Source organism: Rhizobium terrae (assembly GCF_003425685.1).
In the GTDB taxonomy this organism is placed as follows: domain Bacteria; phylum Pseudomonadota; class Alphaproteobacteria; order Rhizobiales; family Rhizobiaceae; genus Neorhizobium; species Neorhizobium terrae.
The window spans coordinates 650,229-675,514 of record NZ_QJKM01000001.1 but is presented as its reverse complement, the minus strand read 5'-3'; the positions used below and the strand labels follow the sequence as shown (position 1 = coordinate 675,514).

At 59.9% G+C, this 25,286-nt stretch carries 18 protein-coding genes and 6 pseudogenes; 16 read left to right on the top strand and 8 right to left on the bottom strand.

The window, feature by feature from the left end; all coding sequences use genetic code 11:
• Nucleotides 1–728 (bottom strand): annotated as a pseudogene (locus DMO26_RS02850) (NAD(P)(+) transhydrogenase (Re/Si-specific) subunit alpha); the annotation flags it as partial.
• A gap of 128 nt (nt 729–856) precedes the next feature.
• Here DMO26_RS02850 and DMO26_RS35030 point away from each other — a divergent pair.
• The 10 genes and pseudogenes from DMO26_RS35030 to DMO26_RS02805 form a co-directional block, all read left to right on the top strand.
• Nucleotides 857–1,063: pseudogene (locus DMO26_RS35030) on the top strand (dihydroxy-acid dehydratase); the annotation flags it as partial.
• Between the two features lie 183 nt (nt 1,064–1,246).
• Complete coding sequence (locus DMO26_RS02845) at nt 1,247–2,314, top strand: PilN domain-containing protein (protein ID WP_117190482.1); 1,068 nt, start codon at nt 1,247–1,249, stop codon at nt 2,312–2,314.
• Nucleotides 2,311–2,922: a type II secretion system protein GspM gene (gspM, locus tag DMO26_RS02840; RefSeq protein ID WP_117190481.1), complete on the top strand. Its 612-nt coding sequence runs from the start codon at nt 2,311–2,313 to the stop codon at nt 2,920–2,922. The genes DMO26_RS02845 and gspM overlap by 4 nt, the downstream gene beginning before the upstream one ends.
• Entirely contained in the window at nt 2,919–3,410 is a 492-nt protein-coding gene (locus DMO26_RS02835; RefSeq protein WP_162894673.1) for a hypothetical protein, read from the top strand. The genes gspM and DMO26_RS02835 overlap by 4 nt, the downstream gene beginning before the upstream one ends.
• A 112-nt stretch (nt 3,411–3,522) precedes the next feature.
• Entirely contained in the window at nt 3,523–4,731 is a 1,209-nt protein-coding gene (locus tag DMO26_RS02830; RefSeq protein ID WP_117190479.1) for a type II secretion system F family protein, read from the top strand.
• A gap of 13 nt (nt 4,732–4,744) precedes the next feature.
• Complete coding sequence (gene gspG, locus DMO26_RS02825; protein ID WP_117190478.1) at nt 4,745–5,185, top strand: type II secretion system major pseudopilin GspG; 441 nt, start codon at nt 4,745–4,747, stop codon at nt 5,183–5,185.
• 34 nt (nt 5,186–5,219) lie between these two features.
• Nucleotides 5,220–5,636, top strand: a complete 417-nt coding sequence (locus tag DMO26_RS02820; protein ID WP_117190477.1) for a hypothetical protein — start codon at nt 5,220–5,222, stop codon at nt 5,634–5,636.
• A complete protein-coding gene (locus DMO26_RS02815) occupies nt 5,633–6,001 on the top strand; it encodes a PulJ/GspJ family protein (protein ID WP_117190476.1) in 369 nt (122 codons plus the stop codon). Before DMO26_RS02820 ends, DMO26_RS02815 begins: the two co-directional genes overlap by 4 nt.
• Nucleotides 5,998–6,672 carry a PulJ/GspJ family protein gene (locus tag DMO26_RS02810; RefSeq protein WP_117190475.1) on the top strand — a complete coding sequence of 225 codons (675 nt, stop codon included), beginning with the start codon at nt 5,998–6,000 and terminating at the stop codon, nt 6,670–6,672. Before DMO26_RS02815 ends, DMO26_RS02810 begins: the two co-directional genes overlap by 4 nt.
• Before the next feature lie 394 nt (nt 6,673–7,066).
• Complete coding sequence (locus DMO26_RS02805) at nt 7,067–8,803, top strand: FAD-dependent oxidoreductase (RefSeq protein ID WP_117190474.1); 1,737 nt, start codon at nt 7,067–7,069, stop codon at nt 8,801–8,803.
• A 146-nt stretch (nt 8,804–8,949) separates the two neighbouring features.
• Here the strand turns inward: DMO26_RS02805 and DMO26_RS34110 are convergent, their stop codons facing one another.
• The 3 genes and pseudogenes from DMO26_RS34110 to DMO26_RS02795 form a co-directional block, all read right to left on the bottom strand.
• Nucleotides 8,950–9,147: a hypothetical protein gene (locus tag DMO26_RS34110; protein ID WP_205421164.1), complete on the bottom strand. Its 198-nt coding sequence runs from the start codon at nt 9,145–9,147 to the stop codon at nt 8,950–8,952.
• Between the two features lie 202 nt (nt 9,148–9,349).
• A pseudogene (locus DMO26_RS35025) lies at nt 9,350–9,562 on the bottom strand (iron-containing alcohol dehydrogenase); the annotation flags it as partial.
• A 258-nt stretch (nt 9,563–9,820) separates the two neighbouring features.
• Nucleotides 9,821–10,747 carry a LysR family transcriptional regulator gene (locus DMO26_RS02795; RefSeq protein WP_117190472.1) on the bottom strand — a complete coding sequence of 309 codons (927 nt, stop codon included), beginning with the start codon at nt 10,745–10,747 and terminating at the stop codon, nt 9,821–9,823.
• 162 nt (nt 10,748–10,909) lie between these two features.
• On the opposite strand from DMO26_RS02795, the pseudogene DMO26_RS02785 reads away from it, so the two are divergent.
• From DMO26_RS02785 to DMO26_RS33510, 6 genes and pseudogenes are all read left to right on the top strand, one after another.
• A pseudogene (locus DMO26_RS02785) lies at nt 10,910–12,047 on the top strand (tyrosine-type recombinase/integrase).
• A gap of 145 nt (nt 12,048–12,192) precedes the next feature.
• Entirely contained in the window at nt 12,193–12,591 is a 399-nt protein-coding gene (locus DMO26_RS02780) for a DUF305 domain-containing protein (protein ID WP_319025387.1), read from the top strand.
• Nucleotides 12,592–12,824: 233 nt separating this feature from the next.
• A complete protein-coding gene (locus DMO26_RS02775) occupies nt 12,825–13,097 on the top strand; it encodes a type II toxin-antitoxin system VapC family toxin (RefSeq protein WP_226951165.1) in 273 nt (90 codons plus the stop codon).
• A 124-nt stretch (nt 13,098–13,221) separates the two neighbouring features.
• Entirely contained in the window at nt 13,222–13,461 is a 240-nt protein-coding gene (locus tag DMO26_RS35170; RefSeq protein WP_450088441.1) for a hypothetical protein, read from the top strand.
• Nucleotides 13,400–13,900 (top strand): annotated as a pseudogene (locus DMO26_RS02765) (integrase); the annotation flags it as partial. The gene DMO26_RS35170 and the pseudogene DMO26_RS02765, both read left to right, overlap by 62 nt.
• A gap of 72 nt (nt 13,901–13,972) precedes the next feature.
• A pseudogene (locus DMO26_RS33510) lies at nt 13,973–14,378 on the top strand (transposase); the annotation flags it as partial.
• Nucleotides 14,379–14,453: 75 nt separating this feature from the next.
• Here the strand turns inward: DMO26_RS33510 and DMO26_RS02760 are convergent.
• The 4 genes from DMO26_RS02760 to DMO26_RS02745 all read right to left on the bottom strand — a co-directional run bounded on the left by DMO26_RS02760 (nt 14,454) and on the right by DMO26_RS02745 (nt 25,110).
• A complete protein-coding gene (locus DMO26_RS02760) occupies nt 14,454–15,128 on the bottom strand; it encodes a response regulator transcription factor (RefSeq protein WP_226951173.1) in 675 nt (224 codons plus the stop codon).
• Nucleotides 15,129–15,446: 318 nt separating this feature from the next.
• Nucleotides 15,447–16,829 carry a glycosyltransferase family 4 protein gene (locus tag DMO26_RS02755; protein ID WP_162894672.1) on the bottom strand — a complete coding sequence of 461 codons (1,383 nt, stop codon included), beginning with the start codon at nt 16,827–16,829 and terminating at the stop codon, nt 15,447–15,449.
• A gap of 267 nt (nt 16,830–17,096) precedes the next feature.
• The gene (locus tag DMO26_RS02750) at nt 17,097–18,557 is read right to left on the bottom strand and encodes an oligosaccharide flippase family protein (protein ID WP_117190468.1); all 1,461 of its coding nucleotides are present in this window, start codon (nt 18,555–18,557) and stop codon (nt 17,097–17,099) included.
• 43 nt (nt 18,558–18,600) lie between these two features.
• Nucleotides 18,601–25,110: a type I polyketide synthase gene (locus tag DMO26_RS02745; protein ID WP_264319340.1), complete on the bottom strand. Its 6,510-nt coding sequence runs from the start codon at nt 25,108–25,110 to the stop codon at nt 18,601–18,603.
• Between the last annotated feature and the right edge of the window lie 176 nt (nt 25,111–25,286).

The following is a 25,286-nucleotide window of genomic DNA, read 5'->3' as shown; positions in this document are numbered from 1 at the left end:
GCCTGCTTCGCCTGGTAGGCCTCCGACATCGGCTTGGCGTAGCCGGCGGCGGTTTCGGCGGCCTTGAACTCGTCGTCCTCGACGGCGATGAACTTGGCGCCGAGCGAGGCGACCTGTTCCTTGGCGGCGGGGCGGACATCGGTTGCGGTGACCACCGCGCCGAGACGGCGGGCCGTTGCGATCGCCTGCAGGCCGGCGACGCCGGCGCCCATGACGAAGACCTTGGCGGCCGGAACCGTACCGGCAGCGGTCATCATCATCGGCATGGCGCGGCCGTATTCGTGGGAAGCGTCGATCACCGCGCGGTAGCCCGCAAGGTTCGCCTGGGAGGACAGCACGTCCATCGACTGGGCGCGGGTGATGCGCGGCATCAGTTCCATGGCGAAGGCGGTTACGCCAGCCTTGGCCATCTCCGCCAAGGCGGCATCGTTGCCGTAAGGGTCCATCACGGCGAAGACGACGGCACCGGACCGGTAGGCGGCGATCTCGGCGGCGGTCGGCCGATTGACCCTGAAGATGACGTCACCGGACCCGGCATCGGCAACCGTGCCGATCTTCGCGCCGGCCGCTTCGAAATCGCTGTCGGGAATGCCGGACGCCAGGCCGGCGCCGCTTTCCACCACAACCGAAAAGCCGAGTGCCGTCAGCCGCTTGACAGTCTCGGGCGAAGCAGAAACGCGAGGTTCGCCCGAGCCGCGCTCGGCGGGAATGAAGATGATCTGGCTCACGCTTGGCTACCCCCTCCCCGGCACGCGGCACAACTGCGCGCCTGCCGTATCGTTTAGACTTTACAATAATCCATAAAATGGGCAACTTGTCCACATCTTTGAATATGGTACTTGTTCGACATATACCGATGCCATATCAATGGCCAAACGGCGGCTCTGGGAGGTTTAATTGTTCAAGATCAACGGCGCGAAGCGGCTGCGCGCGCGAGTGGTTCGACAATCCAGACGACCCCGGCATGACGGCGCTTTATCTGGAGCGATAACTGAACTTCGGGCTGACGCGCGAAGAACTGCAGTCCGGAAAGCCGCTTATGTCTGTCGAAATCGAGGGCAATTGTCGACAGCTTCTGCAACCCCGCCGCCAAGTTGTTCGTCCCAGTCTGCGTTCAAGATCGGTGCCCGATGGGCGAGGAACTGTGATTGATCTGGAATAAGGGCTTGAAGATGCGCTATTATTTGTTTTCGCGCGGCAACGGAACCCGGATCCTGTGCCGGCTTCCGCCTAAGGTTTGATTGGAATGGCTTCTCCTTTCATCGCTGCGATCCGCGGCATGAATGACTGGATCTCAGGACCGGCCTCCCTGCTGGATGAACTCGCGCGCGTCAAATCCGGCAGCCGCGTGGCCGCGCGAATCGCGGACGATTTGAGTGCGCTTGAAATCGAGCCGACGAACAGCAGAAAGCGGTCAGCGGCCCTGTCTTTCCCGATTTCCCCCGACTTGCAGGCGCCGGCTGGATTACGCACATTGGTGAACGGGAAGACGGTCTATCTCGAAGTCCCTGCGAATTGGATAATTGCGCGCCGCATCGAACTGCCGCTGGAGGCAGCCAGCCACGTTGAAGGCATCGTTACGTCGCGCATAGGCGCGCTCTCTCCGTTGCCGGCGTCCGAAATCTACTTCGGCTATAAGGCCCGCGGGGTCAGCCGCGAAACGCGGCAAATCACCGTTTCTGTGGCGATCGTTCAGAGGTCGCGCGTCGCTGCGGCATTGACCTGTCTGAATTTGGCCGAGACCCGTCAAGTGGTGATTTCGGCGTTGTGTCGGGAGGGTGATGTCGTAGAAGTATTGACTCAGCGGCAACGCGCCGCCGGCGCGCGCACTCGTATAAAATTCGTTCTTGCCGGGGTCTTAGGCGCGAGTTTGGTCGCTGCAGTCACGGCTTTGGCGGTGCGACCGATAATCCAGACCAGCTATGGCGAGCGCCGCACCGCTCTCGATATCCGTGCTGAGAAGGCGCGCCAGATAATCGCGCAGGCGGCGGCTCCCGACAAGGCGGATACGGCGCCGGAGCAGGAGGCACTGAACATCAAGGATGACGCGATCAGCGCGCTGGGAGCATTGGACGACCTCGCCGGGGCTTTGCCGAAGCATTCCTATGCCGTTGAGGTATCTTTCGCGAATGGCCGCATGCGTCTCTCGGGCCGGACAATGGATGTACCCGAAGTGCTTACAGCGCTCGAATCGTCGGGTCGCTTTGAAGACAGCAAGTTGGTTGGGGCCGCCCTGCGAGTAGAGGATAGTGTGACCTCGGAGTTCGAGGTCGAGACCCGCCCACTCATACGTACGGGAGGTTCGCTCAAATGAGGATGGCACCGCTCTGGCGCGACACACGGCTTCAGTCCCTTGTCGTCATAGCCCTGCTGGTCGTCGGAGCACTTGTGGCCGTTGTCGATACGCTTCTGTTCTTGCGAACGGAGGCGCGCGCGCTGTCGCTATACGAGGAGCGTACCGCTTTGCTCGAAAGCAAGGCGTCCATGTCCCAGCTTCCACAGAGTGCAAAGCAGGCGCTGGAGCCAGGCGAAGGCAAGATTCTTCTCGAGGCGCAGACCCGCGGGCTTGTCTCGGCCACATTCCAGCGTCTGCTGTCCAACCGTGTAGAACGCGCGGGTGCCGTTATCCGGCGTATCGACGTTGCCGCCGATGGCCAGGTCACCAATATTGACGACCCTCAACTGCAATCCCTGGAGCGTATTCGTTTGACTGCCGATATCGAGGTCATGCAACAATCGCTACCGGACCTGATGTACGCGATTGAAGCCGGCTCGCCCGTGATGGTCGTTGATAGCTTCACGCTTCGGCTGAACCGTAAAGTCGGCATCTCGGAGGCAGATCAGACCTCGAGTTTCATGGATCGACCGCTGTCGCTGAACGTCACGCTGTCGGCATTCCGGGAGAAGGGAGCCGACTCGTGATGATATTGCTGCGCGCGACAATCATGCTCTCTGCCATCGCGGTTTCCCTGAGCTTGTCCTTCGGCGCGGAAATACGATCGGTCAGGAAGCGCCCTGTGAGCGACTACTCGGCTCTTCGGGACCTGCCGCTGTTCTCGCCGGACCGGGCAGCTCCGGTCGCGTTTGTGGCGCCCGAGCCGGAACCCGTTGTCACGCAGCCCGAACCGGAGCCTGAGCCGCCGCCCGCTGCAGCGCCCGATTGGCAACTGGTTGGGATCGTACGATCGGAGAAGGTCAACAGTGCGATCTTTACCACTTCAGCCGACATGGCTGCCTTCACACTGCGCACTGGGGAAAGCCGGGAAAGCTGGACACTGAAAGAAGTCGGCCAGTTTGAAGTGAAGCTCGATGGAGCGGGGGGACGTGCCTCGCTGCGGTTTTCCGATCAGGTGAGCGGTGGGCAGATGTTTCCGCCGGAGCCAGCCGATACCAGTGGAGAGGGTGGTTGATGAGCAGACTTTTGCGAGCGCCTTGGTAACTCACAGCTGACACCAGATATGATCGTGCCAGGCTACGAGCGGGAATAGACATTCAACCGCGCAGTTAGGAAGTTTGGCCGCCATGGGCACCACAGCATTTGCATACAAGGCTTTGAATGGCGAGGGACGGCTCGAACTCGGGCGGATCGATGCGGCCGATTCCGACGATGCAGTTCAGAAACTCGAGGCACGCGGGCTGATACCGGTAAGTGTCGACCAGAACCGCCAGACCGCATCGCGCGTACCGATATCCTCGACGCAGATACCGACGGCTCAGGTCACGCGGCTGCTCTCCGACCTGTCAATCATGTTGAATGCGGGGATCCGGGTCGACGAGGCGCTGGCCCTGATGGAAAAAGAGTTCGACAGCGGCAGGCTTCAGCCCGTGGTTGCAGACATCCGCACCGCACTGGCATCGGGACAGTCGTTCTCCGGTGCGTTGGAAACCTGGCCTGCACTTTTTCCGGCGTTCCAGATTGCTATGGTTCGTGTTGCCGAAACCTCTGGCAAGTTGCCAACCCTCCTGTCGCGGATCGTGCAAGAACGGCAGCATTTCGAGACGTTGCGAGTCAAGGTCAGCGAAGCGCTGCGATACCCGGCGGTGCTATTTGCCGGGACCATCTGCGTATTGGTTTTCTTCTTGGTTGGGGTCGTCCCTCAGTTCGAATCTCTGATCATGCAGAGCGGCAAGCAAGACACGGTGATGACCATGATGTTTGCGGTTTCGAATTTCTTGCGTTCCTACGGGCTGGTCCTTTTAGTCGCGGCTTTGGTTTTCGTATTGATAGGATTCGCGGCTGCGCGGCGCGGTCTTCTCTCGGCATTGCTCTGGGGGGTTGCGAAGAAACTTCCGCTCCTTTCGGAGATACCGGGAAGCTATCGCACAGGGCGCTTCGCGCGCCTCCTGGGTATCATGGTCGAAACGGGTGTCGCAGTTCCAGTGGCCTTCAAGCTCATCAGTGATACCATCGATCATGGCGAAGCCGCCCGAATACGCGCGCAGCAGGCATCCGATGCGCTGAGGCAGGGAAACAGGCTCAGCTATGCGCTTGAGATCCTTCAACTTCCCCCGCTGGCTGTACGTATGTTGAGGCTCGGCGAGCAAAGTGGCGAACTCGCGGGGCTGGCTTATCGCGTCGCAGATTTCTATGAGGTGCGGCTCGAACGGTCGCTGTCCCGTATCGTCGGGCTTGTCGGCCCTGCCGCGGTGGCGACGATTAGTATCTTGATCGGTGGGATGATCGTATCGATAATGACCACCCTTATGTCCTTCAACGACATGGTCCGCTAGGGAGCCTGTTTGCATGAGCGTACGTCTCGCGTTTTTTACCGGTCCAATGCAGCGCAAGCGTTCTCGGCGTCGCAGAGCGGGCTTCACGCTGATCGAAATGCTGGTGGTGCTGGCCATTATCGGCTTGATCTCCGCGCTCGTTGGCCCTCGCGTGCTTGAGCAGTTATCCGACTCCCGCGAGCGCGCGGCGAAGCTTCAGATCGAGGCGTTTTCCAGCGCTCTCGACATTTTCTACATCGATGTCGGCCGTTATCCGGCGCAGGCCGAAGGCTTGGGGGCTCTGCTACGCAAACCCTCGACCGTCCCGGTCTGGAACGGGCCGTATATTCGCGGCGAGAGCGTTCCGCGCGATCCATGGGGCAACGAATACAAATACACGAGCAACGGAAAAACGTTCAAAATCACCACCGACGGACCCGGCGGTCGCGGCTCCAATGTATCCGCTCAGCCATAAGGGAAACCGCAGAAGCACGCAGCGGGGCGTCGTGTTGCTCGACGTGGTCGCGGCGCTTGCCGTCGTAGCCCTGGCGGCCTTCGTCATAATGCCCCGCCCGCGGTCCAGCATCGGAGTTGCCGAGCTTTCAGCCGAGGCGGTCCGCGTCAGCGGCGAATTCCGTAAGGGCAGGGTCACGGCGATATCGACCGGCGGTGTGGTCGACGTTACTGTCGATGCAGGAAATCATCGCATCCAGGTAGATGGCGCCAATCCAATTTCAATCAGGGAAGAGGTGGTCCTAGACTGGGTCACATCCGACCAGTGTCCCATACGGAACGGGAGCAGAGCCTTGAGATTCCTCGCCGACGGACGCTCCTGCGGCGGCGTCATGACACTTTCCGCCAACGGTAAAGAGATCGAACTTCGCGTCGATTGGTTGACCGGGCGTGTGGAAATGAGCCCGAAATGACAGCGCGGCGCAGTCGCGGCTTCACGCTGATCGAAGTCTTGGCTTCTCTCGCCATCGCCGTTCTGCTGACCATTCCCATTGCACGGTTGGTTGCGGGCGCTGCCGGTGCATTCGCGAGTTTGGAGCGATCTACGGAACGACGTGTCGGGATGCAGGCTGCGATGGCAGCCGCGATGACGCTTCAGCCGCTGCGAGCGGGGCGGAGCGCGATCGGAGATTTCATAGTCACCGCGGAACCCTATCGATTCGAACGGAGCGCCGCGTTGGCGAAGGCGGGATGGCAGCTTTACGCCATTACTGTTCGCAGCGCCGGCGGATCGCATGACATCGTGGTTCAGACCGTGCGTCTCGGCAAACTGCAATGACGTGGAAACGCGATGCGCGAGCCGGCTTCACGCTGATCGAGGCTCTGGCTTCGCTCGTGCTTACAACGATGCTGTTTGGCGGGCTGGCGCTCTACACCGGAACCTGGCTGCCCCACTGGCAGGGAATCATCGCGAGAGGCGGCCAGGAGGACACCGTGGCCGTGGTTCTTGATCGGATGGTCGAGGATCTGGAGGCGGCGCAGCCCAGCTATGCCAAGTCGCAAGGGACCGCCGTGGTTGACTTCACGGGCCATATTTCGGAGGTCACCTTCGTGCGCCAAGCGCTCGGTTACGAGCCGCGTGCGGGACTTGATGAAGTCACCTATCTAGTGGGTCGGGATGGCGCCCGCGCCGCTCTTATACGCGCCCGCCGGGATTATGGTACGGGCGAGAACGGGGACAGAGACGAAGACGAAGACGGAGAGGAACTCCCCCTCTTGCGCGGAGACCTGAAGCTTTCGTTCGGCTATGCCGGGCCGGACGGCGACCTTAGCCCCGAATGGGCAAGCAGGAACCGCATGCCGTCACTCGTCCGCATCGAGATATCCGGAAGCTCTCCGCGTCCCTGGCGACAATGGGCCTATGCGCGGTTGCGCGTCGATCTGCCCGCGCGTTGCGGCGCCGCAGACGCGCTCGCGCCGTGCCTGCAACGCTACGGCAACGGTTCCTGAACGCCGCAGGCTGTACCACGGCAGAGGTCGGATACACTGAACCGGGTCTTTCATGCCCCGGCGCCGAACATGCTGTGATTATCCGACTCCACCCTATGTCAGCACCTGGTCGGGCTTCGTCTACGTGGCCTTCGTGAATCGATGCCTATGCCCGCCACGTCGTCGGCTGGCTGGTGAGCAGGACGCCGCATACCCAATCGAGTGGGTCGTGGTCATGGCTGGGTTGAGCAAACGTTATACCGAGATCACATCTTCTCAGTTGTCGCGCGAGCCAATGCTGCAATAGTGCGGTCGGTTAGGTCTCTACGGCGATCATGATAACGAGTGTTGCTGTTCGGGCCCAGATCCAGACCAGAGAGGATGAGCTGGTCTAAAATTCGGGAGGAGAACGTAAATGACAGTCAGCCGACGCTCATTGTTGAAGGCAGGTGCCGGGATCGCCGCCGCAGGGGTGGCTAGCAGCGTTTTGCAGGTGAACATTGGCCATGCCGCGGACCCGCGCGTAGCCGATATCGTTGTTGTGGGTTGCGGCTCGGCGGGCCTTGGCGCCGCAGTCGCCGCCGCGGAGGCGGGCGCGTCGGTTATTGTCCTCGAAGCGCAACCACACATTGGCGGACGTGGCATCGTCAGCTCAGGCAACATTCCCATTGGAGGCGGAACCCCTGCCCAGATAGCGGCCGGCATCGTGGACACACCAGATCTCCTGTATGGCGATCTTACCGACTGGTCCATCACCCTGGCGAACGGCTCTACGAGCTACCGCTATAACGATCGCGAACTCATCCGGGCATTTGCCGACCTTAACGTCGACCTTTACAACTTCTTGGTCCGCCATGGCGTCAGGTGGACGAGAAGCACGGTCGACAACGTCGGCGGCAATGAAGTCGGCAATTCTGTCAACCGCATGATGCATACGGCGATCATGGACTACGTATCGGTCCGGACCGGCTTGCAGGTAGCCGCGAACCAGCAGGCGACGACATCTCAAGGGCCCGGCTTCATACGTCCGCTGGAGGCCGCAGCCATCGCGCGTGGCGTGAAGATCCTGCTGAACTACCGTTTGGAGTCGCTGCACCGATCGCAAGCGGGCGTGGTCGGGGTCGTAGCCTCCAATCAAGGCCGCCTCGTTAACATTCAGGCACGCAAGGGCGTAATCATCGCGAGCGGCGGCGGAAACGGGAATGTGGAATACCGCCGACAGTTCGACCCACGTCTCACTGCGGAGTACTGCGGCGTCGCTGGCGAGCCCTATTCCTTCCAGGACGCCAGCGGCATCATCGCAGGGCTGAATGTCGGCGCGTCCCTCGCGGGCACGTACAACCAGACCGCAGAGTTCGGCACTAACATCACGAAGCCAACCGCCATCGGAACGCGGTACAACTACTCGTTCCTACAGTGGGGGCCCCAGAGCCCTGTCTTCCACCTTGCGAAAGCGTCAGGACTGGCCAACGTCAACAACCAGAACGTTATCCACGTAAACATGATCGGGAAGCGGTTCTTCGACGAAACGGGAGGTCAATTCCCGACAAACAGCGCTAGATCGGTCAACCCGTACACTCAGGGCAGCTACCTGAACGCCAAGAACATCACATACAATCCACAAAACTGGATCAACGCCGCCATGGCGGGAATCGGCGACGGCAGAAATGGCGGCGGCCCGATCTGGGCGATCTTCGATGCAGACGCCGTGACCCGCCAGAGATGGACTGTGGCGCCACCCTTCGTCGATCCTGACGGATTCTTTTTCGAGGCAAACACGCTGGAGGAACTCGCACAGAAGATCGTCATGCCGCATCAGCGGGTTCCCATGCCGCCGGGAAACCTGGTCGCCACGGTGGAGCGGTACAACAGCTTTGTTGGGGGTGTCGACACCGACTTCGGCAAACCGACACCGCAATACAAGATCCAGAAGGCGCCCTTCTATGCCGCCTGGTCGACGCCGGTGCTCCACGACGCCCGGTCCGGCTTGCGCATCAACGGCTCAAGCCAGGTCCTCGACTTTGCCGGTAAGGTAATTCCCGGTCTCTACGCCGCCGGCGAAGCTGCTGGCGGATTCAGTCAACACGGGAACGCCCGAGCTCTCATTCAAGGCATCATCGCAGCAAGGCACGCAGCCTCACGTTCGGCTTAGCAGGACTGCAGCTCTCAACAATAGTCTCGCCAGACCTCTAGGTCCGGCGGGACTACCTGTTTCCCGGAGCCGATTGCGGTGAATCCGGCACCGGCTGCATGGGACCGGCCATCAGCGTCACCCAATCACACGGTCATGATTGCGCGTCACCTGACTTTCACGCGGACACCCGGGCGCACGGAAGGGACCACGTCGCCACCGACACGCAGCGCTTCGCCGGCAAAGAACTTGAAGATATTGCCGGCTCGTCGTGCGCGCCGCAGCCCATCGAGCGCGATGCCGTCCGCGGGCGGATTGAAGGCGGGCGATAGGAAGGTGCCGATGCAGTGTGCGATGGCATTCATCCCCCGTGGTCGCCGTCAGCGCCGGCGACAGGCCGAGGATCAGTGCCGGGTCGCAGATCGCGTCCACGGCGCGAGGAAGGGCGAGATGACGCCGACCTTGCGGCCATTTTCGAGGATGAGGATCTCGCCCCGGCCATTTCGCTGCCGGTGCCGACGGCCGTGCGGGAGGTAACGCGATCGGCCCCCGCTTTCGATTACGGCAAAGCTTTGCAGCGACGTCGTGTGTCGCGCAGACGGCGACGCCTTTGGCAAGATCCATGGACGAGCCGCCGCCCACGGCGCCGATGCCATCGCAATCGCCTTCCTTGTACAAGCGCACCGCCTCGCGCACGGCAGCCTTGTTCGAACTCGGCGGAATGCCGTCAAAGAGGGCAACGGTGCCCGCGTGCGCGAACGTGTCCGGGACGGTCTCGATGATGCCGGCCGCCTCCCCGGTCCGTCACGATTAGCGGACAGCGGATGCCGACCCGTTCGCACTGCTGCCGGAGCAGGCTGATGGCGCCGAACTCGAATTGGATCCAGGTGATGTCGTTGATGAGAGCCATCGCAATGAGCGCTGGTTATAGCACACGAACCGGCCGAGATCGCCACCACCGGCCGCTTCCGATACTCCTTTCTGGGTGACGGCGACGCCCTGACGGACACAGCTCCGACCGGCGCGGTCGCGCCGACCTCAGGACTGGCGATGGACCAATTCGTCAATCAGCAGTTTGGCGGCAGGCGGGACCCGCGTCCCCTTGCGGGTGACGAGCTCATAGGGCTCGCTTCGCGACGCCAGGACCAGCGGCAGGATGCGCATCATCTGCCGGTGCGCGAAGAACTGCGCGACTTCTATCGACACTAGGGCCACGAAGGACGGGTTGGCCTGCAGCAGCGCCAGCGTCGCAAAAGCGGAGGTCGTCTCGAGCAGGTGCTGCGGGAACTGGATCCCACAATCGCGGTATTCGCGTTCGAGCGAGAGCCGCATCGGCATGTTCGCGCGATATACCACCCATCGGTATGGCGCCAGCTCCTGCAGGGTGAGCTTCTTTGCGTATCGAAGCGGATGGCTGACATTCGCGATCACCGCGAGCGTTTCATCCTGGAGATTCACGCTGTCGTAGGCCTGCGGCGCTTGGCTGATGGTCGTGCGGCAGATCGCCAGGTCGAGCCGGCCGGCGTCGAGCTGGGCCAGCAGGGCAGCGCTGGTGTCCTCGACAATCTCGACGGACAAGTCGGTCTGCCGCGCGACGAGTGCGGAGATGGCATCGGTGAGCAGTGGCACTGCGCCCATGATAACGCCCGCCGCCACCCTCCCGCCTTGGCCACGCATGATTCCGACGATCTCGTCGCGCAGGTGCGCGAGATCCGTCTGGATCAGGCGCGCATAGCGGATCACGCAATGGCCGACGGCATTGGGCTCTAGACCCCGGTTGGTGCGAACGAACAGCGGCGTACCGAAGGTTGTCTCGATTTCCTGCAATGCCTTGCTCGCACCCGGTTGCGTCAACGCGACCTGCTGCGAGGCCTTCAGGAGCGAGCCGTGCTCGTCCAGCGCGACTAAGAACCGCAGCTGTTTCAGGTGGAGCCTGGAAATGATCGAGTGGAGCGGTGGAGTCATGCCTAAATGTTATATCAGCATCACGTCGGCTGCAAGAATTTCAAATGAAGATCGTTGGCGGTCCTTCGCCAGATTGGGTGAGCCGCTTTGTCCGAATATGCGACGAAGGACCAGGAAATGGCTGATTCTTGCATTATCGGACATTGTCGTCAGTATATAGAGATGGGCCAAGTCATCGAGCGAAACGGCGTAAATCACCTCGAAGAAAGCGCGGCGCTCTCTCAGCACCGCTTCCGGCGGTGATGTTTCCGCGCCGGAGGTGTTGGGCGAACGCTCCTCCCCTGTCGGCGAGGAGCGGCCGCCAGCTCATCTCGCTAGCCTTGCCGATCGCGCCCGCGGTTATGTCGAGGCCGCCAGTTCCGCCAACACGCGCAAAGCCTACGCCGCCGACTGGAAGCATTTTTCTGCGTGGTGCCAGCGGTCCAATCTTTCTCCTCTCCCCCCGCATCCGCAAGCCGTCGGGCTTTACATCACAGCCTGTGCCGTTGACACCGCTTCCGGCTCAGCCCAGTGAGGCGCCAAGGCTAACTCGGTCTCAACCATCGAACGGCGTCTTTCCTCACTGTCCTGGAACTATGCCCAGCGCGGTCTCATGCTCGATCGCAAGGATCGGCATATCGCCACCGTGATGGCCGGCATCCGCAACAGCCATGCCCGTCCCCCGGTGCAGAAGGAAGCGGTCATGGCTGAGGATATCATCGCCACGGTCGAAACGCTCGATCGCGGCTCACTGCGCGGGCTATGGGATCGGGCCATGCTGCTCGTCGGCTTTGCCGGCGGCATGCGGCGCTTCGAGATCGTCGGCCTCGATCTGAAGGCTGATCAGACCGAAGACGGCCGCGGGGGGATCGAGATCCTCGATAAGGGCATGCTCGTAACCCTGCGCGGCAAAACTGGTTGGCGAGAGGTCGAGATCGGCCGCGGCTCAGCCGATGCGATGTGCACGGTTGCCGCGATCGAGACGTGGGTCAAGTTCGCCAAGCTGGCTCATAGTCCCCTCTTTCGCCGCGTTGCTGGACAGGGGAAGGCTGTTGGGTCAGACCGATTGAACGACAAGGAGGTGGCGCGGCTTGTGAAACGCGCTGCTATGGCCGCCGGCGTTCGCGGCGATCTCAGCGAGATCGAACGCGCCTTCAAGTTCTCCGGTCATTCCTTTCGTGCTGGCCTCGCCTCCTCTGCGGAGGTCAACGAACGCTACGTTCAGAAGCAACTGGGCCATGCCTCCGCCGAGATGACGTGGCGTTACCAGCGGCGGCGCGACCGGTTTCGAGTGAATCTCATCAAGGCGTCGGGACTTTGAACATCGCCTCCCCTGCCCCGGCCGGTGTGACACGCTAACCCTCTCCCCCAGCCGGCACCTCCAGGAATAGTAGCTTCTGAGTTCACCGATCTGAAACAATCATGCCTGAGACGTGTTCGCCATACTTCCCCAGAAGGAGCCAACCATGTCTTACGGCCGCTTTACCGCAACGATCGTCACCTCGACGGTGGCCATGTTCGGGTTGATGTATCTCAATACTTATGCTCTCGATCATGTGAGCTACAGCCAGACAAGGACCTGGATGGCCCTGTTGATGGGCGCCGTCATGACAATCATCATGATGTTGTTCATGTGGTCGATGTACAAAAACAAAACCACAAACCCAGCCATCATCGTGGCAAGCGTTGTAGTGTTCGCCGGTTCGCTCTGGCTCGTGCGGAGCCAGGAAACGGTTTACGACGTCAACTATATGAAAGCGACGATATCACATCGTTCGATTGCGATCATGACCGGCGAACGCGCTCATATCAGAGATCCGCAAGTGCGAAAGCTGGCGGACGAAGTAAAAAACACATCATGGTAAATGATTTCATAAAGGAACTCTATCTATAAGTTTGAGGTTCCTCACTGGATATGCTTCGTAGTTCGATTGTACCACGATGACCTCTACGATGAAAACGGTTTGCCGACGTGATTGCCGCCCACACGTCTGTCATTGTTGCCACGTCGCTCGGCGAGCCTGAAGCTCAATAGTTCCATACGCTCATTACCCGTGAGGACATCGTCATCGGGTGGCTGACGCTGGTCGAAGCGCGCATGGTACTTGCCGATAAGAATTTCCCGAATGCTGCAACCATCATTTCACAGCTGGTCGCATTGCCGAACGTCACCGCCGCATTTGGTGAGCGTCACTTTTATGCTGCTGAGAAGGCTTTTGAGGCGTTCGGCAAGGGCCGGCATCCCGCCGGCCTCAACATGGGTGACTGTTTTTCCTATGCGGTGGCGGCGATCGCCAAGGCCCCTCTCCCCTTCAAGGGCCAGGACTTTGGACAGACCGACCTGAAACTTCATCCGTCGTCGTCGCAATAAGCAAGGGAAATTTATGGAAGACCGCGTCAGGTCCGCGCTCAAAAAGCCGCCCAACATCGCCCATTCCGATACGGGCCAGAGCAGGCTAGTCGCGAACTTCATTCCCTCCTAATGGAACGCCGAAGTGTATGGCGGCTTCGATCTGACCGAACTCACCAGTGTCGATCCTCATGTCGGCGAGGACATAGCAACGATTTTCACATTCCTCGTCCGCGAGAGGGATGTCGTCTACCCCACCGACTATCACAGCGAGATCGGGACAGATCATCGCCCGCTGGCGCCCGCAGGCCAGGGCGGCGGATTTGTGGGCCGTCGACATCAGACCGTCTCTGTCCGGCGTCGAGCGCCGTGCCGTCGAGCTTGACACTATCGCATCCGTGTTGCCTCTCGAGCGCCGTGACGAACTCGCCGAACTGTTGACCGATCGCAACGTCGAGACGCTGCGCCATCTTCTCAACCAGGGCATGGGCGCCAATACGCTGTGGGCACTGACCTCCGATCTCGCCTATCTCGATACCTGGGGGATGGTGGCAACCGGAACCGCTCTCCCCTGGCCGGCACCGGAGGCGCTGCTGCTGAAATTTGTCGCCCATCATCGTTGGGATCCGGACAAGCGCGCCGCCGATCCCGATCACGGCATGCCGGTTGAGGTCGACGACAACCTGCGGCGCCAGGGCTTTCTGAGATCCACCGGTCCGCACGCACCGGATACCGTGCGCCGGCGGCCGGCGAACTGGTCGACCCTGACCAAATGGCGCGGGTTTGACGGCGCCTTCACCTCCCCTGCCCTCAAATCCGCCATCCCGCCTCTGACCTGAGACCCCAAAGCTCCTCCAGATTTTGGTAGAGTCCGTGGTATCAAGTTGACGGACGGAATGAAGCGTGCACGGTTTACGGACGAGCAAATCATCAGAATGCTGAAGGAGCAGGAGAGTGGCCAGAGGACGGCCGATGTCTGCCGCAAGCACGGAGTATCCGAGGCGACCTTTTATAAATACAAGGCAAAGTATGGCGGCATCGATGTCTCCGACGTCAGGAAGCTGAAGGCCTTGGAAGATGAGAACGCCAAGCTGAAGAAGCTGCTCGCCGAGGCGATGCTGGAGGACGCCCTTCTGAAGGATGTGGCATCAAAAATGGTAACGCCCGGCGCAAAGCGGGATGCGGTGGCCCATGTCTGCAAAGAGCATGACGTGAGCACAGCGCCGGGCGTGTGCAATCCTGGCGGTGGATAGGTGGAGCGTGCGACATTGCAGCGTTCGGCCGAGCGATGTATCCATCCGGGATGGTCTGGTACCTGACATACAACCCGTCCGCGCCCTCGAACAGGCGTGCCACTCCATCGCTCTTTCCAACGATCTAGTTTATGGGGAACATATCATTCAGCTTGTAAGCGACCTCCGTCCGGTTGGTCGCTTTCAACTTCTTCATGATATTCCGGATATGAACCTTGACGGTGCTTTCTCGCAGATTCAGTTCGTAGGCGATGATCTTGTTCGCCTTACCCTTGCGAAGAGCTTCAACCACCGCTTCCTGGCGCAGCGTGAACATGCCGGAGAGAAGCCGCGGCTCCGAAGCCGTCGGCGTGCTCATCAGGTGCCTTACGGAGAGCACACTGCTTGCCGGGACGAAGACGCCCCCGGCAACCGCCAGTCCGATCGCTTCGACGCAGACAGCAATCCCGACACAGGAAGGAATGAAGCCCCGTGCTCCATATTCCAGCATCTTCACGACCTGGGCCAGATCATCGGAGTCGGAAAGCACAATGATGGGTGGCGATCTGAACTCCGCCATCACCTTGGAGATCTCGCTCGCCAAGGTCGAATCATCTGTTTTCCGACTACCGATGTTGAAGAGGACGGCCTGGACAGGCGGGTAGAGGTCTTTTTCGTGCTTCCACTCCTCAATGGAGCCGACCGCGCACACATCCATGTTCAGACCACGATCGATAAGAGCCTTGGCCAGGCATTCGCGATCCAGTGCTCTTGAATCGAGTATTACGAGAGAACCACCGTAACTTGGTTTAGTCTCCATCCCAACATCTCTATCGGGAATTTTGGGAAATTCATTTACAGGGCGAAAAGAATCCACAGCTGCAGGCGACCGGCTGTTGCCGTTAATCGTCAAACTCATCGTACCCCCTAACCTGAGGTCAAAGCGATACGCCCCTCAGGATCGTAACTCAGAGCGTCAACAGCCTGCACTTGTCATTTTTATCATTTATTGTCTCAATGATACGCCCGATACGTACTTTCGTCTATCATCATATATGAAAAAATAGTAAAAATTTCGTCAGAACGTCCCGCTAAGATACCACAATGTATTATATTTCCAAGTTGACTGACGCTCACGTCAAAATCGGGGTTTAGTTCCCCGTGTAAGGACCCAATTATAAATTTGAACAATCTGGTCAGCTTTGACATCCCAAGTGTATCTTTCTTGAACACGCGCAGCAGCGCCCATACTAAGAGAGGAGACCCGTTTCGGGTGAATTTCCAGATCCTTAAACGCCTGGGAAAAACCGGCGATCAACGTTTCTCGGCTTCTGAAATCGACTGATATCCCGGATTGCTCGTCAATCAGTTCGGCAGGACCGCCGTAATTTGCGACGATCGGGACCAGGCCCATGGACATCGCCTCCACCACGACGCCGCCGCCAAATTCCCGAATGCTTGGCGATGCCAGCACCTGATAGTTCGATAGCACGGCCGCAAGGTCCTTTTGCTCTACCCAGCCGGCAAAGCGAACCTTATCCTGCAGATCTTTCAGCCGGACCGCATCCTCTAGTTCCTGGCGTTGCGGACCCTCGCCAATGATCAGGATCTCGATCTCCAGAGGCCCTTGATATCGCGCCACCGCTTCGATCAGAACATCCGCGCCTTTGTAGGGAACCAACCTGCCGATGAATACGAGCCCCAGCCTATTGCCAGTGAGTTCCCGTTGACGAAATGGAAATCGGTCGAGATCGGCGGCGTTTTCCGGGATAATGAAGGTCCGCTCCTCGCAGCCTTTCGGAAGCTCGCTCCAAGTATGGTGAGACCCCGCGATAATGGCCGCGGCATTCGCTCTGGTCGAATGATAAAAAGGCATGAGGAAATGAAGCTTGCGGACTATCGACAGCCATTCGCGCTCCTTGCCTCTCACGTCGTAAAAACCCTTCGGCCAGGGCAGACCACCATTCAACGGTCCCAATACGAAGGGAATGCGGTACCGCTTCAACCTGTTCGCGATCGGGCTCTGGCTCGTCGGACTGAGCGGCGTGATCCTATGGACCAAGTCGAATTCGCCGGCGACCAATTGATCACCCAGCAGCCTCCAGACTTCACGCTCGAAGCTGTAGTACGAAAACGAGGACAGGGCTGTGACAACTGTCCAGCCCTTGTTGCCGCCGCCGCGCATGACTTCGCCGAACCTGTAGAGGGCTCGGGCGGTCCGCTCATTGTCGATCACCACGAAATCGCGATTCGGGACCAGACCGGCCCTCAGGAAGGCATCGCGGTTTCGAATCTGGGTGACGAGAAGGGCGTCGGTTTTCCGCATGATGGCACGTGCGAGATTCCAGCCGACAAGCGGCACGCTCGTCCACTCCGGGTTGGCCGCCTCGACGATCAGCAAGGGCCTGAGCTTTCGACGATCCAGACCCGACACGTCGGCCACGGAGGCTCCTGCGAAGATGGACCGGTCACCTTGGACATCGCGAGGCGCGGTTAATTCTGCCTGCAGCACGTACTCCATGTGCTGACCATCCATATTCATCGACAATAACCCTTTGTGACAGGCGCGGCATATTTGGACCGGCGCCTTCCGTATGATGGTGCTTTGCGGAAAGGGCTTGCGTAAAGCACGACCTAGCCCCCGGATAATCTTGACGACGGCTACCCCGAGATGATGAACCGCCGCCGCATGTATATATAAAGAGAGGTTACACGGGAGACACGATGGACGGCAAATCTGAAAAAGGACGCAGGGATACACCTTTCGATGTATAATTTGATTGTACGCTTAAAAAAAACCTTTAAGCACTGCATATAGATGGACAGAAATACTTCCAATGATGTAACCGACGGGCCAGACAAGCAGAACGGCTGCCTCATATCGAAAATTGTTGAGCCTGTGACGCTGATTGAAATAAAGCATTGCAGGTATGGTCGGCACGCTGCAGAGCGCTATTGCCCAAACTGCGCCGTAGAATCCGAAGGCAAAATAGGCGAACGGCAGACAGATAAAGACCGAGAATGCCCGGATCAAATTCAAGATGGTCTGGTTCCGTGGTTCATTCACCGCAAGATAGATGGCGGATAGTGTTCCGAACCGTGAGACCAGCAGGCTGAAGGACAATATCTGGATGATCGGGCCTGCATCCAGATAACGATCGTCGTAGAGGAGTTCGGTCAGCATCCGACCGCCCGAAAAGACCGCGCCGGCGCTGCCTATGAATACGAGATCGAAAGGCAAGCGAATTTTCTGGAACATCGGGCGCAGCCGATCGGGTTGCTCGCGCGCTATCTTGCTGAGCGCCGGCATCGCGACGCTTGAAAACAGCCGTCCGCCGGCGCCCTCCAGCATGGCAACGAGGTTGAAGGCGAGAATATAAAGGCCGAGCGTGACGGGGCTTGCCCAACCTGCGAGGAAAAAGCGGTCACCGTTTGCCGCGATCACCGTGAGGATCGAGGACAGCATGATCCAGCGGCCGAAGCGAACTAGATCCATCACGGCTTCTCTGTTCCAATTCAGGCTGTTATGCTCTCCGCGGAGCCATAGGTGGCTGAGAATGGTGGTGGTCAGCGAAGAGACGAGCGTCGAGAGTACGAAGGACCAGATGGAGCCCGTGGACCAGGCCAGTATTACGGCAACCGTGAGACTGATCGCCTGCGCCGCGATCTCGATGACCGTCAGGCGCCCGAGATCGAGATGGCGGAAAGCCGTGATGAACTTCGTCGATTGCAGACCCATGATGACGGTGCAGAAGGATGTTCCCATGATGACGGCAGGAAGTTCCGGAACGGCATAGACAGACCCGGCGGGAAACAGCCCGAATTGAGCGGCACGGCCGATCGCGACTGCAACCAGCACGCATGCGAACCAGATCAGGCATCCGTGCAGGATCTGGAGGGACCAGGCCGTATCCAGATAGGACTTGTCGTCTCCCATCTCGCTTTGAATGGCTGCCGGCCTGAGGCCAAGGTCGGACAACATCGCGATCGACACCTGCACGGTCGTGGCGACCGCCATGATGCCAAACATTTCCGGCATCAATAGACGCGTCAGGATCAGGCTGCTGGCGATGCGCAATATCTGCAAAGCCACATAGCCGATCATCGACCATCCCGCAGCCCGCACGATCAGGCTGCGAAAGCCAGCCTTCGGCGGTTGCTCCTGTGCCTGCGGATCGCCGGAAAGCTGATCGTCACCGCCGCCACGGGATACGTCATCCCAATCAGGAGAGACCGCCGATTCGGTCATTGGATATGCCCTCGGTCCGTCACCGCCGGATTCAGCGGCGGCATCACGCGACTTCAAAACTTGCGCGCGATGCAAGGCTCTCTCTTAGAAGCAGCTCTGTCGCACCTGAGGGTTCGCTGTGCTTCTGCTCCCCGGACGCCTCGGCAACGACCATCCGCATGCGTTCGGCAAGCACGCGGACATAAGGATCGAGCACCATGCTGTCGTGATCCCCTGGCACTTCGGAGATGTTGAGTTGCGCAACGTGCTCGCGCCAGCCATTGTCGGCCAGCAGGATGTCGCGGTTCTCCTTGAGGCTGCGCCCTCCGCTCAGGCGATAGAAGGCCGCAGGCTTGGGCCTGAACAGCGTGACCGGTCCCGCATAGGGCTTCACCTGATATTCACGGGCAGCGTGCCTGAAGGCGAATTCGATCTTTTCGTTGTTGAACTGGTCCGTCGTGCCGCTTTCGTGCCCGGCCTCCTGCCTTGCCCGGTTGCTGGCTTCATGACGTTTGCGATCCCGAAAATATTTGGCGAAGTAACTTGCCTTGTGGCGGCGAATATCCTGCAGCTTTATGAGCAGGCGGTCGCGGAAGGCCAATTGCGGCTGACGCGGCAGCGGCGTATCCAGCATCACCACATGGGAAACCTCCTCTCCGGTTTCCTTCAACTGCCGGGCTATCTCGTAAGCCGTTATGCCGCCGCCCGAATAGCCGCCGAGCAGATAGGGCCCGTGAGGCTGCACCATGCGCATTTCGGCAATGTAGTCGGCCGCCATATCCTCGAATGACAGATGGGGTTCGCGGTCGCCAAAGAGTCCGCGCGCCTGCAGCCCGTAGACGGGCCTGTCGGCACCCATGGACATCGCCAGATGGCGGAGATTCAAGATGTTGCCGAACATGCCCGCACAGATGAAGAGCGGCGTTGCCTTGGTGTCCTTGCCCGGGTTCATCAGGACGAGATGAAGCGGTTTTGCCGCGACAGACCCAGTCGTCGCCACGCCGGGTCCGTCTGACCCTTCCGCCGCCGGCAGCTCGGCAGCGATCTTTTCGGCACATTGAGCAATCGTCGGAGCTTCGAACAGCATCGATATCGGCAGATCCAACCCATATTGCTTCTTGATCATGCGGAAGAGGCGGACAGCGATCAGGGAGTGGCCTCCGATATCGAAGAAGCTATCGTGAACACCCACTTTGGCGATGCCGAGCAGTTCCCGCCAATAACCGGCAAGTGTTTCCTCGATGGCGTTCCTCGGCGCGATGAATTCGTTTTCGAGATCCGGCCGCTCGAAATTGTCGCCCGCAGGTGCGGCCACTTCGGCAGTGGCGGCGACCCAGTTCCGCAACAGCTCGAGATCGATCGAACTGATGATCGGTTGAGGTTCGGATGTGGCGATCGCCCGCAGCAATGCCTCGAAACCTTCGGCCGGCAGGATACCGTTGCGCAGCTGCGCTGCGAGCCTCGCCAGAGACGGAGACGGAGACGGAGATGCGTGTTTCCGCGGAGCCGTCGCGTGGGGATCCGAAACGGCGAGGCTGGCTAGAGCGACATCGCTTTCCAGCCTGCGCATGACGAACCGCTCGGCTTCGAAGACAACATCGCCCCGCCGGTCGGCGATCGTCACATCGAAGGCGGCATAACCTTCACCCAAATCACCGCTGTCTGCGATATGTACGATGCTGACGATCTCGGGCGGAAGCGGCTTGTAGAGGACTATCCGACCATAGGCGGCAGGCGCCCACAGGGAGGTTTCCGGTTCATAGTCACGCGCGAGTTCCAAGGCGAAACCCGTCGCGATGTCGAGCAGGGCAGGATGCAGCAGCACGCCCTTTGCCAGATCGCCGGCGAAAGAAGAGTCGAGCCGCAGATCTGCGACGGCCATATCCTCTCCCATCGCGATTGATCGCAATACAGCCCAGCGAGGACCAAAACGGATATGTCTTTCCTGCACTGAGGAAAGTGTCGCGTCACCTTCCGCGACACGCTTTTGACGACACGAAGAGCCCAGGCTGGCGATATCGATGAGCTGAGCGGGCCTCGCCTTCAGCGGTTTCAAAATAGCTTCCACATGCTTTGCGAAGGATTCGACCTGGCCATCCGGAGGTCCGGCCAGAATGACAACGCGATATTGCCCTTCCAACGGCTCCAGCCGTAGGCGTAGAGCTCTCGTCTCGCCGTCTCCGAACACGAGGGGTTTCAGGAAGACGAGGTCGGTAACCTCGGCCTCAAAGGAGAGGCCATATTCGCGAACCGCCTGAGCGAGCACTTCCATATAACCCGTACCGGGCATCACCGCCTGGCCGGAAACCAGCCGGTGCTCACTCAGCATCCATTGCGTTTCCGGGCTCGCCAACCCTTCGAGCCAGGGTGTGCCCGTTTCATCCTCCATCCAGCGCTGGAAGAACGGGCCGGCTGCAGGCCCTGAAACGGGGCGAACGCCGTCCTGCGCTTTCGGATAGCCGAGCGCCCGTGCAGCAAGACCGATCTCGCTCCAGACACCCCAGTGCAATGCAATCGTCGCACGGTCGGTGCGGTGCGATCGGCTCTGCGCAAAGGCATTGAGGTAGGCGTTGGCCGCTACATAGTCGACCTGTCCCGCCCGGACGACGTCGGTACTCGTGGACGAGAACATGACGACGAAATCGAGAGGGACACTTTCAAACGCAGCGTCCAGAACGGACGTACCGAGCACTTTCGGCGTCAACACCCGATCCATACCTTCGCGCGTCTTTGTCTGGATCAGGCCATCGTCAACAAAGCCGGCGGCATGGAACACGCCGTTGATTTCACCGAAGCGGGAAAGCGATGTCTCGACGGCGCGAGCCATCTGCTCGGGATTGGCGACATCGGCGTTGAGATAGAGCACGTCCGCCCCACTCTCTTCGAGCTTGCGGATCGCGGAGATCGCCCGCCGAACGCTATCATGCCGGTGGGTTCGGTCATAGAGATCCCAATGTTCGCGCCGCGGCAATATTGTCCGGCCAACCAGGACGATCCGGGCTTGAAACCGGCGAACGAGTTCGCCGGCAAGAGCAAGCGCAATCTCGCTCAATCCGCCGGAGAAGAAATAAACGTCCCTTTCACGAAGCTTGGCTTCCTTCCCGGGCACATCCTTCAACGGCAGCCGCTGATGGACCTGCGTCCATCGCCGCCCCTTTCGAAGCGAGACGACTTCGCATGCGGGCTTTGCATGGATATCTTCCCAGAGTTGTTCGATGAGTGCAGCCGCATCAGGATTTTCCTGTTCCGTCGCCCTTCCCGTCAGTCGAGCAAGAAGAGATCCGTTGCGGAGTGCGCGAGCCGCCACGGGCAGATCGATATCGACCACCTTGATCGTGGCGCCCGCGATCTCCTTCGGCAGCACCAGAGCGGGGCCTAAGACCGTCGCTTTTTCCGGATAGGGCAGAGGCTCTTCCGCCACCTGCTGCATGCCGTTCGTCACAATCGTGAAGTGTATGTCCTGCGGACCGCCCGCATCTGCCCACGCCTGCGCAAGATAGAGAATACTGTCGAAACCGCATTCCTGATTGCGGTGGAAGAAATTCGAGCCGGGCCGGAAGATTTCTTCCTGTGTCAACAGCCACATATGCACGACATGCGATGGCAGCTTGCCATCGCTCGAAAGGCCGGCGATCAGGGCATCATATCCCGCACGGCCGAATTCCGGGCACAGCGTGTAATCTGTAGCGCTGCGGCGAATGAAAGCATCGCCCAGCGATATCGTCACCACCCGATGGCCTGAGGCTCTAAGCCGATCGACGAGGCTTGAAGCAATCCCTGCAGAGTCCATGAAGAAAAGCCAGGATCGCGGCTCCTTCTCCCTACCCGGCTCATAGTCGACAAGCGTCTGCTTCCAAGTGGGGCGATAGCCCCATCGTTCGATGTCCGCTTCCTTTGCCAAAACGGGATCCGAGCCGGAACGCCGGTCGTTGGCTGAACGTTCGATGAAGAAGCGCCGATGCTGGAACGGATAGGTCGGTAACCGGACGCGCCTGGGAACACATCCCTCCCAAAGCCGGTCGATATTGACATCGAGGCCCACGGCCCAAGCGCGGCCGATGGCAGAAAGGAAATGGAGCCGGTCGTCGCCGGCCTCGTCCGGATGGGGCAGGCTGTTGATCACCCGGTTTGCAGGGATCGAGCCTTGCGCCTTGGTCAAAGACGAAAGCACCCGGCCTGGACCGATTTCAATATAAACCAGCCCAGGATCTGCGGCGAGAGCGGCTATCCCGTCCGAGAAATGGACGGTCGAACGAAGGTGACCGACCCAATACATCGGATCGGTCGCCTCTTCGGCGTTCAAAGGCAATCCCGTACGATTCGATAGGATCGGAACTGCCGGAGCGCGAAGAGAAATACTGCGAAGAAAAGTCTCGAATGCGTCAAGGATCGGATCGACAAGCCGCGAATGGGCCGCGATATCGATGGGGATACGCGTTGCATCCACGCCTTGTTCGGAAAGCGACCGCTGGAAATCCTCAAGATCTTCGTTCAAGCCCGAGACGACGCAGAGCGATGGCGCATTGACCGACGCGACATCCAGCGACGCGGGGAGAAGTTCCGAAACGGCATCGCGTGAAAGCGGCACGCTCAGCATCCCGCTCGGACGGATCGTCTCGAACAGCCGACCGCGCAGATGCACCAGATTGACGGCGTCCCGGAAGGATATGACCCCTGCAAGACAGGCAGCCGCGTTCTCACCCATGGAATGGCCGATCAGCGCCTTTGGCTTGATCCCCCAATCGATCCAGAGCCGCGCGAGCCCGATTTCGGTGATCAGGATCGCCGGCAGTTGGAGGGAGGGGCGCAGAAATGCCTTTGCCGCGGCGGCATTGTACTCCGTCAGCCAGGTGGCGCGGATCTCCGCCGCTGCGTCCGACGACAGATAGGAAAGCCCTTCATCGACAGTGGCGCGAAAGGCATCCTCTTCCTCGTAGAGCCGTTTTGCCATCCCGACATGTTGGGCACCGCCACCGGGGAACAGGAATACAGCTCCGGACGGATTCGGCACAGGCTGGTGGACAAACCCGCGGCTGGCGGAATTCGAAAGGGCGTCGATGGCATCTTCGCGCCCCCTCACGGCAAGGACCATGCGGTGGTCGAAATGTTTGCGGCCATGCTGGAGCGTATAGCTGATGTCACTCAGCGAGAGCCTCGGTTGACCGGATATCACCGCAGCCAGCCGGTCCGCCATCTGGTCGATCGTTCTACGCTGCCGGGCCGAAAGAAATAAAAGTGTAGGTTCGGAATCGCCTTCCGTTTCGGAACCCTCCCCCTCGGCCTCGAGCGTATAGGGAGATGGTGCCTGCTCGATGATGGCATGTGCATTCGTGCCGCCGACACCGAGGGAATTGACCGCAGCCCGGCGCGGGCCTGGCGCGTCCGGCCACTTGATCAGCGTATTGTTGACCCGGAACGGGCTGCGTTCGAAGTCGATGGCCGGGTTGGGCCGCTCGAAGCCGACCGTCGGAGGAATAGTGCCTTCGCTTACGGCCAGAGCCGCCTTGATGAGGCCTACGACGCCGGCCGCCGTATCCAGATGACCTATGTTCGATTTAACCGACCCGACATGGCAGAATCCCGTTCGGTCGGTGCTTTGACGAAAAGCCTCGGTCAAAGCTTCGATTTCGATCGGATCGCCGAGAAAAGTTCCGGTCCCGTGGCATTCCACATATTGGATGGTCTCGGCTTCGACGCCTGCCAATCCCTGTGCCTCGAGGATCGCCGCCGCCTGTCCGCTAACGCTCGGCGCCAGATAGCCCGCCTTGCTGCTGCCGTCGTTGTTAACGGCCGTTCCCTTGATGACGGCGTGGATTGCGTCGCCGTCGCGCAACGCATCCGACAGGCGGCGAAGCACCACTACGCCGACCCCGCTGCCGAACACCGTACCCGCGGCGCGATGATCGAAGGCACGGCAGTGGCCGTCCGGCGACAGGATTTCCCCCTCCTGGAACATGTATCCGCGCCGGTGCGGAAACTCGATCGTCACCCCGCCGGCAAGCGCCATGTCGCATTCGCCGGAGATCAGGCTCTGACAGGCGTAGTGGACGGCGACGAGCGAGGTGGAACAAGCCGTCTGGATATTTACGCTCGGACCTTGGAGATCGAACGTGAACGAGGCGCGCGTGGCAAGAAAATCCTTGTCATTGCCCGTATGTCGCAGCAGGAACATGCCGACCTGATCGACGAGATTGCGATTGCTGCAAACGTTGAAGTAAAAATACGCACCCATTCCACAGCCTGCAAAGATGCCGACCGGACCACGGCGGGCGTGGGGGGACGAGATCCGGCCGGCATCCTCCATGGCTTCCCAAGCACATTCCAGGAAATGGCGGTGCTGTGGATCCATGATTGCTGCTTCTTTGGGATTCAGGCTGAAGAATTCCGCATCGAACATTTCCATGTCGGGCAGATCGGCGCCGCGGGGTACGTAATTCGGATGATGAATCCGCTCCGGATCCTCGCCTTCCGCGAGAAGATCGTCTGTCGAGAAGGTGCGAATGGATTCCACACCGTCGCACAGGTTCTTCCAGAACTCGGTGACATTGCGCGCACCGGGGACGCGCAATGCCATGCCGACGATAGCGATATCGCCGGCACAGATTTGGTTTGCCCCTTCAAGCATTGATGACCGCCCTTGCCCCGGAAACACGCCCCGGAAGCTCACCCCAATGAGCCATCGGGTCTTGTTTCGCTTTCCATTGAAATGTTCACGAGTACAACTCGCCTGGTTCAATCTGCTGCCAGTGG

Excerpts from the sequence above, each read along its gene's own strand:
- DMO26_RS02795 (WP_117190472.1), bottom strand. The coding sequence starts at position 10,747 with ATGACTCCACCGCTCCACTCGATCATTTCCAGGCTCCACCTGAAACAG.
- DMO26_RS02805 (WP_117190474.1), top strand. The coding sequence starts at position 7,067 with ATGACAGTCAGCCGACGCTCATTGTTGAAGGCAGGTGCCGGGATCGCC.
- DMO26_RS02810 (WP_117190475.1), top strand. The coding sequence starts at position 5,998 with ATGACGTGGAAACGCGATGCGCGAGCCGGCTTCACGCTGATCGAGGCT.
- DMO26_RS02815 (WP_117190476.1), top strand. The coding sequence starts at position 5,633 with ATGACAGCGCGGCGCAGTCGCGGCTTCACGCTGATCGAAGTCTTGGCT.
- gspM (WP_117190481.1), top strand. The coding sequence starts at position 2,311 with ATGAGGATGGCACCGCTCTGGCGCGACACACGGCTTCAGTCCCTTGTC.
- gspG (WP_117190478.1), top strand. The coding sequence starts at position 4,745 with ATGAGCGTACGTCTCGCGTTTTTTACCGGTCCAATGCAGCGCAAGCGT.
- DMO26_RS02845 (WP_117190482.1), top strand. The coding sequence starts at position 1,247 with ATGGCTTCTCCTTTCATCGCTGCGATCCGCGGCATGAATGACTGGATC.
- DMO26_RS02750 (WP_117190468.1), bottom strand. The coding sequence starts at position 18,557 with ATGACCGAATCGGCGGTCTCTCCTGATTGGGATGACGTATCCCGTGGC.
- DMO26_RS02775 (WP_226951165.1), top strand. The coding sequence starts at position 12,825 with ATGGTACTTGCCGATAAGAATTTCCCGAATGCTGCAACCATCATTTCA.
- DMO26_RS34110 (WP_205421164.1), bottom strand. The coding sequence starts at position 9,147 with ATGAATGCCATCGCACACTGCATCGGCACCTTCCTATCGCCCGCCTTC.
- DMO26_RS02830 (WP_117190479.1), top strand. The coding sequence starts at position 3,523 with ATGGGCACCACAGCATTTGCATACAAGGCTTTGAATGGCGAGGGACGG.
- DMO26_RS02745 (WP_264319340.1), bottom strand. The coding sequence starts at position 25,110 with ATGGCATTGCGCGTCCCCGGTGCGCGCAATGTCACCGAGTTCTGGAAG.
- DMO26_RS02780 (WP_319025387.1), top strand. The coding sequence starts at position 12,193 with ATGTCTTACGGCCGCTTTACCGCAACGATCGTCACCTCGACGGTGGCC.
- DMO26_RS02760 (WP_226951173.1), bottom strand. The coding sequence starts at position 15,128 with ATGGAGACTAAACCAAGTTACGGTGGTTCTCTCGTAATACTCGATTCA.
- DMO26_RS02755 (WP_162894672.1), bottom strand. The coding sequence starts at position 16,829 with ATGGAGTACGTGCTGCAGGCAGAATTAACCGCGCCTCGCGATGTCCAA.